Consider the following 6,123-nt stretch of genomic DNA (forward strand, 5'->3'; position numbering starts at 1 on the left):
CACTTCTCCCTATTATACTATTATTATCTATTTTTTCGAAAAATCAATTTCCATATGTCACATACTTTCAGTTACAAAATACGATAGATATGATACAGTAAAAAAGTTACAATTATTTTAATAGAAACTGGTGAAACAAATGTCAATTACGTTAATTTTTATAATGGCTTTCACAATTGTGATCCACGCAGTTGAAACAAGCTCTTATAGTATTCGATTAGCTGGAGTACGTTTAAAAAAGATTGCGGTTGCCTTGTCTGTTGTAGGAATGGTGTTACTTATTTCAAGAACATCAAACTTACTACAAGCCTTTTTAATCGGTGGTATTGTCGATGAAGCAAAACTAGATTCTTCTATTAATTTAGAGCATATTATACGACTCGTACTATTATCGGCTTCTATCGGTACATTAATCGCGATCATTCTTTATCCAACTTTGACAAAATTATTTGGATATGTCATTCAAAACTTTGAAACAGACGGTTCTTTCATTCGAATGATGAAAACGAATAACATTCAAAAATTAAAGTACACAAAAAAATATGTCCGTTTTCCAAAGTTAGAAATGATTCATAGACTGCGTATCGGTGGTATTCCAAAGCGTATTATGCTTATTAACATGTTTGCTACTGCTATTTATACAGCAGGGGTACTTTCAGCCCTTTACGCTTCTTTTTTAAATCCAGATTATGCAACAAATGCAAGTACAGCTTCTGGCCTTGTAAATGGTTTCGCCACTATTTTATTAACTGTATTACTCGATCCACGCATTGCTCTTTTAACAGAACGTGCTCTACAATCAGAAAGCGGTGCTGAATCTATGAGTAAAATGTATGGTTGGCTAATGATTTCTAGACTTCTCGGCACATTATTAGCACAACTGCTATTTGTACCAGGTGCTTACTGGATTTTATGGATTATTGAACTGATGCATTAATTTACTAGAAAGGTGAATTTATCAATGAAGATCAAAACAGAGAAAGATATAATTCGCTTAATAGAAAACGACGAATGGATGATGAATGTATTACAAATGGCAAAATCACTAGAGCTACCTGATTGGTGGATTTGTGCCGGATTTGTTCGTTCTAAAATTTGGGATACTTTACATGACTATGAAGCGAAAACGGCTATGCCTGATGTTGATGTGATTTATTATGATAGTCTACATCAAGATGAGATATACGAACAATCATTAGAAACGAAATTAATGAATATTGATGCTACTATCCCTTGGTCTGTAAAAAATCAAGCTCGTATGCATGTAGTGAATAATATGCCACCATATTCTTCTTCTGTTAATGCTATTTCTAAATTCCCTGAAACAGCAACGGCTTTAGGAGTTACACTTGATGAACTAAACAACGTTATCTTAACAGCCCCATGGGGTATTGAAGATGTCCTTTCCTTACAAGTGAAACCAACAGCTCATTTTCTTGAATCGAAAGAACGATTACATATGTACAAAAACAGAGTTATAAAAAAGAATTGGCAAAGTAAGTGGCCTAACATCACAATCACATATCCAGAAATTTAGAAAGGGTGCCTCTCATTTATAGAAGCACCCTTTTCTTCATTTCAAAAAATGTATGACTGTTTCTGCAAATCTATCTGCTTCCTCATAATGAGGTGAATGACCGCTCTCTTCAAATACGATATACTTGCCGTTTCGGGCATCTTTATTAAATGTTTTAATTTGTTCTTCACACGTTACTACATCATGTTTTCCTACTATTAATAACATTAGATTTTGTACATCTTTTATTTTTGATAATAATGATGTATGACATGCTCCCTCTAATTTTAATCTATCAAAGTGAATTTTGGAGCGATTTGAAAATATTTCCCACTCTTCATCACTGTATAAACTCTCATCTGTCCTATCTTCCTTATTATTGTAAATCTCCATTCTTTTTTCTTCTAATTCAGCGCTTAATCTTATATAAGCTTCTAATAACTCTTCTGAACTAGCCTCGCTAGATGAATAAGCAAAGCACTCTTCTGCTACTTCTTCTTTTCCATACTTTTTTAATAAATGCCCTGTCTTTTGTAACAAAGCCCTACTTGTTAATGCAAAATCAAAAGTTGGTCCTTCAAATATTATTTTCTCTATTGAACTTGGATATATCGACGCATAAAGCAATGCTACATATCCACCGAAAGAGTGTCCAATTATAGACCACTTCTCAATTTGTAATACTTTTTTTAATTCCTCACAGTCTTCAATCAAATCATTTAATCCAAAAGCTTCGTCTTCAGTAATTTCTTCTGAGCGACAAACACCTCTTTGATCTATCATAATTACATATAGAGAATCTTTTAAACGTTCCGATTGATGAAATGAAAAATCATAACAACTTTCTCCTGGTCCACCATGCAAGTATAAGACTGGCTTATTTTTAGGATTTCCATGTGTTTCAACGTATAGCGTTTTCCCTCTAATATTCATATATTTCCCTGCTTCTATCAAATTTTTCTTTATGATCATCACCCCTTTTTTTACTGAGTATTATAACATTTAATGTTAAATAATCCCTATTACATTTAAGAAGACTATAATTATTGCAAGTGGTGCTACAAATCGAAGTAAAAATGCCCAATAAGTAAATACTTTCTTTCCATAATTTCCACCTACAAAAAACTCTGCTTCTAGTACCTTCTTCTCCATTTTGAATGAAACGAAAATACTAATAAATAGTGCTCCAAGTGGCATTAATATATTACTAGATAAGAAGTCTACTGCATCAAAAATATTCTTTCCGAAAATCGTAATATCACTCCATACTCCAAATGATAACGCTGATGGTATACCTACCAAGAAAATGCCGAAACCGATCAGCCATGATAATTTCGTTCTCTTTTCTTGTTCACCATTTGCTAATGCTGAAACAACAGTTTCTAGTAGAGAAAATGCTGATGTTAATGTCGCAAATGTAAATAGTGCAAGAAATACTGTTAAGAAAAATCCACCGAATGGGATTTGACTAAATACAGATGGTAATACGATAAATAGTAATCCAGGTCCTTCTGTTGGCTCCATTCCTAATGAAAATACGGCTGGAAAAATAGCAAGACCTGCAAATAATGAAACAAATAAATTTAATCCAACAATTGTTATTGCTGATTTTGGTAAACTTTCTTTTTTATTTAAATAGGAACTATACGTAACCATAATTGAAATCCCGATACTAATTGCAAAGAATGATTGCCCCATTGCGAACAAAATACTTTCCGAAGTAATCTTTGAGAAATCTGGTTGTAAGAAAAACTTCACACCTTTCATTGCATCATCAAGTGTTAACGAACGAATAATAAGAGCGACAAATAAAACGAACAATGCTGGCAACATATATTTACTTGCTTTTTCAATTCCGTTTTGTACACCCTTTGATACAACCCATATCGTAATGAACATAAAAGCGAAATGTCCCATAATAGCCCAAGCAGGATTCCCAATTGTTTCAGTAAATAATGTACCGTAATTTTGTCCTGGAGTAATCAGTTGTCCAGTTATTCCTCTGAATAAATAAATTAATACCCATCCACCTACAACACTATAAAACGAAAGTAGTATAAAACAAGTTCCAACACCAAGGCGTCCAATCCAATGCCATCCTGTATTTGGTGCGATGCTTTTAAATGCTCCAACTGCTTGTTTCTGCGTACTGCGTCCAATCATAAATTCAGCTATAAGTAGCGGTAGTCCAATTAAAACAGTAAATAATATAAATATTAAAAAGAACGCTCCTCCCCCACTCTTCCCAGCGATATAAGGGAACTTCCATATCGCACCAAGTCCAATTGCTGATCCGGCTGCCGCCATTATAAAACCTAATTTCGAAGTCCATTGCTCCGTCTGTTTCATCTCATTTTCCTCCTAATTAAATCTTTTTATATAAATAAATAAATTTTATAAACCTATTCAAATAAACCCTCCATTTCTTCTTCCATATAATAAAAAAATGGCCTAGCATCTCTATATAAAGAGACGCTAAGCCATTTACTTAACGCGGTACCACCCTTATTGATTCCATTATGAATCCACCTTAGTAGTAATCGTTTGATTACAAACCTAATATCGAAGGTTAACCGTTAAGATTTACTAAGAATGTAATTCCGTTCCACCTTACTGCTCCTAGGCGAGTTCAGGATGTCATTTGACTATGTCACACCAACCCATAGCTCTCTGTACAAATACATGACCTTACTACTCCTATTCAACACATTTTAATATTTAGAATATATTTTCTTTTGAAATTAATATGAAGTATATCTGTTATATTTGTAACTGTCAAGGGTATATTGATTTTTTTGTCGAAATGGTTCATATTTCAACTGACTTTTACTAAGCTTATTAGAAAAAGAAAGAGTCTATATTTTCACCTTTTTAAACGAACTATAAAAAAAGAATCTTCGCGATAATCGCGAAGATTCTTTTTACGGTATGAGACGAGTACAATCTCTCGGAAAAGCACTCGCCTCTCGTACATTTGTTAATTCTAAAAGTTTATATACAACCCTTTCTAACCCAATTCCGAAACCTCCATGTGGTGGACAACCATATCGAAATGTATTTAAATAAGATTGAAATTTATCTGGGTGTAATCCTTTTTCTTTAAACGAAGCGAGTAACATTTCATAATTATGAATTCGCTGTGCCCCTGACGTTATTTCTAATCCTTTATATAATAAATCGAATGAATCAGTAATAGCTGGATTCTCTTTATTCGGCATCGTATACATCGGTCTCGCTTTTTTCGGATAATGCGTAATAAAAACAAATTCACTATTATATATTTCCTTCACATATTTCCCTAGTAACTTTTCACCTTCTGTATCTAAATCCCCTACAGGAGATTCTTTACGATACTTACTTTTCAAAATTTCTTGTGCTTCTAACAATGTAATTTTAGGTATTTCAGTAATAACAGGTACTTCTATTTGTAATAGTTGTAGTTCTATTTCACATTTTTTCGCTACTTGTTGAAACATATATCGTAAAACATCCGTTTCTAGTTGCATCACTTCATAAAAATCATGAATAAAACCAAGCTCTACGTCTAACGATATATATTCATTCAAATGACGGGAAGAATTATGATGTTCCGCTCTATATACAGGTGCAATTTCAAAAACTCGTTCTAACCCACCTGCCACCATCATTTGCTTATAGAACTGTGGTGATTGTGCTAAATAAGCTTCTTTTTGGAAGTATGGAAGCTTAAAAACATTTGCTCCTCCTTCTGCCCCTTGCGAAACAATTTTCGGCGTAAATATTCGTGTGAAATCGTTCTCTATAAGAAATTCACTAAAGCTTTGAACGAGTGTAGATTTCACTTTAAAAATTGCTGCGGTTCGCTCATGCCTTAATGATATTACTCGCTCATTAAGTAGTTGATCTAAGCCAACTTGTAACTTCTTTTTATTTATTTCAAATGGAAGTGGCTCTGCACCGTTTATTACTTTCACTTCATGAGCAAGTACTTCAACACCCAATTCTGTTTTCGATGTCTCGACTATTTCACCAATTACGTGGACGACACTTTCTACATCAACTTTATATCCAGCCAATTCATTTTCTAATACACATTGAATTACTCCTGTTCTGTCTCGTAATAATAAAAAACTAACATTTCCAAGATGTCGAATCTTTTTTACCCATCCTTGAAGTAATACAACCTTTCCACTTTGCTTTGTACATTTTTTTGTGAGTGAACGCTTCATTATTGAATCCATTATTTTTCCCTCCAGTAATTTTATATTTATTTACGTTATTGTTGTCATCGTCATCATCCACGGTCACTCACCCCCTTTCAAAGAATACAAAAATCCGCCCCTATAAATAGGGACGGATTTTTTCCGCGGTACCACCCAAATTGTCATACTGACCATCTTAGCCCTGATAACGGTAGGTACCGTTTGCTTTTACTAATAATCACGTTCAAAGCAACACTCACAGGTGTCTTTCCATCATGCGGTATCGCAACCTTCCCAGCAACTGGCTGCTCTCTGTAGACCTTTGCACCATGTACTTTTCCTGATCATCACTTTTTATATTTACAGAGTATTCTAACTCCTTACCTTATAAAACGCAAGCTTTTTTTGAAACATTCTGGTTTTATA

5 protein-coding genes and 2 other annotated features are annotated in these 6,123 nt (G+C 33.8%); of the genes, 2 read left to right on the top strand and 3 right to left on the bottom strand.

Translation table 11 applies throughout. From position 1 onward, the window contains the following. Nucleotides 1-139 precede the first annotated feature (139 nt). Nucleotides 140-937, top strand: a complete 798-nt coding sequence (locus tag ACQGS6_RS21395; RefSeq protein ID WP_000028915.1) for a lipid II flippase Amj family protein — start codon at nt 140-142, stop codon at nt 935-937. A 24-nt stretch (nt 938-961) separates the two neighbouring features. Then, nucleotides 962-1,537, top strand: coding sequence for a nucleotidyltransferase family protein (locus ACQGS6_RS21400; RefSeq protein ID WP_000695359.1), 576 nt, complete (start codon nt 962-964; stop codon nt 1,535-1,537). Between the two features lie 36 nt (nt 1,538-1,573). On the opposite strand, the gene ACQGS6_RS21405 is transcribed toward ACQGS6_RS21400, so the two are convergent. From ACQGS6_RS21405 to aspS, 3 genes are all read right to left on the bottom strand, one after another. Continuing rightward, nucleotides 1,574-2,449, bottom strand: a complete 876-nt coding sequence (locus tag ACQGS6_RS21405) for an alpha/beta fold hydrolase (protein ID WP_426965555.1) — start codon at nt 2,447-2,449, stop codon at nt 1,574-1,576. Between the two features lie 75 nt (nt 2,450-2,524). Further along, a complete protein-coding gene (locus ACQGS6_RS21410) occupies nt 2,525-3,865 on the bottom strand; it encodes a sodium-dependent transporter (RefSeq protein WP_000814538.1) in 1,341 nt (446 codons plus the stop codon). 116 nt (nt 3,866-3,981) lie between these two features. Next, nucleotides 3,982-4,230: a binding site (T-box leader), on the bottom strand. Nucleotides 4,231-4,437: 207 nt separating this feature from the next. After that, entirely contained in the window at nt 4,438-5,736 is a 1,299-nt protein-coding gene (gene aspS, locus ACQGS6_RS21415) for an aspartate--tRNA(Asn) ligase (protein WP_025966776.1), read from the bottom strand. A gap of 105 nt (nt 5,737-5,841) precedes the next feature. Beyond that, nucleotides 5,842-6,054 (bottom strand) — a binding site (T-box leader). Nucleotides 6,055-6,123: the final 69 nt, after the last annotated feature.

This window comes from Bacillus sp. GMs2/2, assembly GCF_050172095.1.
Classification (GTDB): Bacteria; Bacillota; Bacilli; order Bacillales; family Bacillaceae_G; genus Bacillus_A; species Bacillus_A cereus.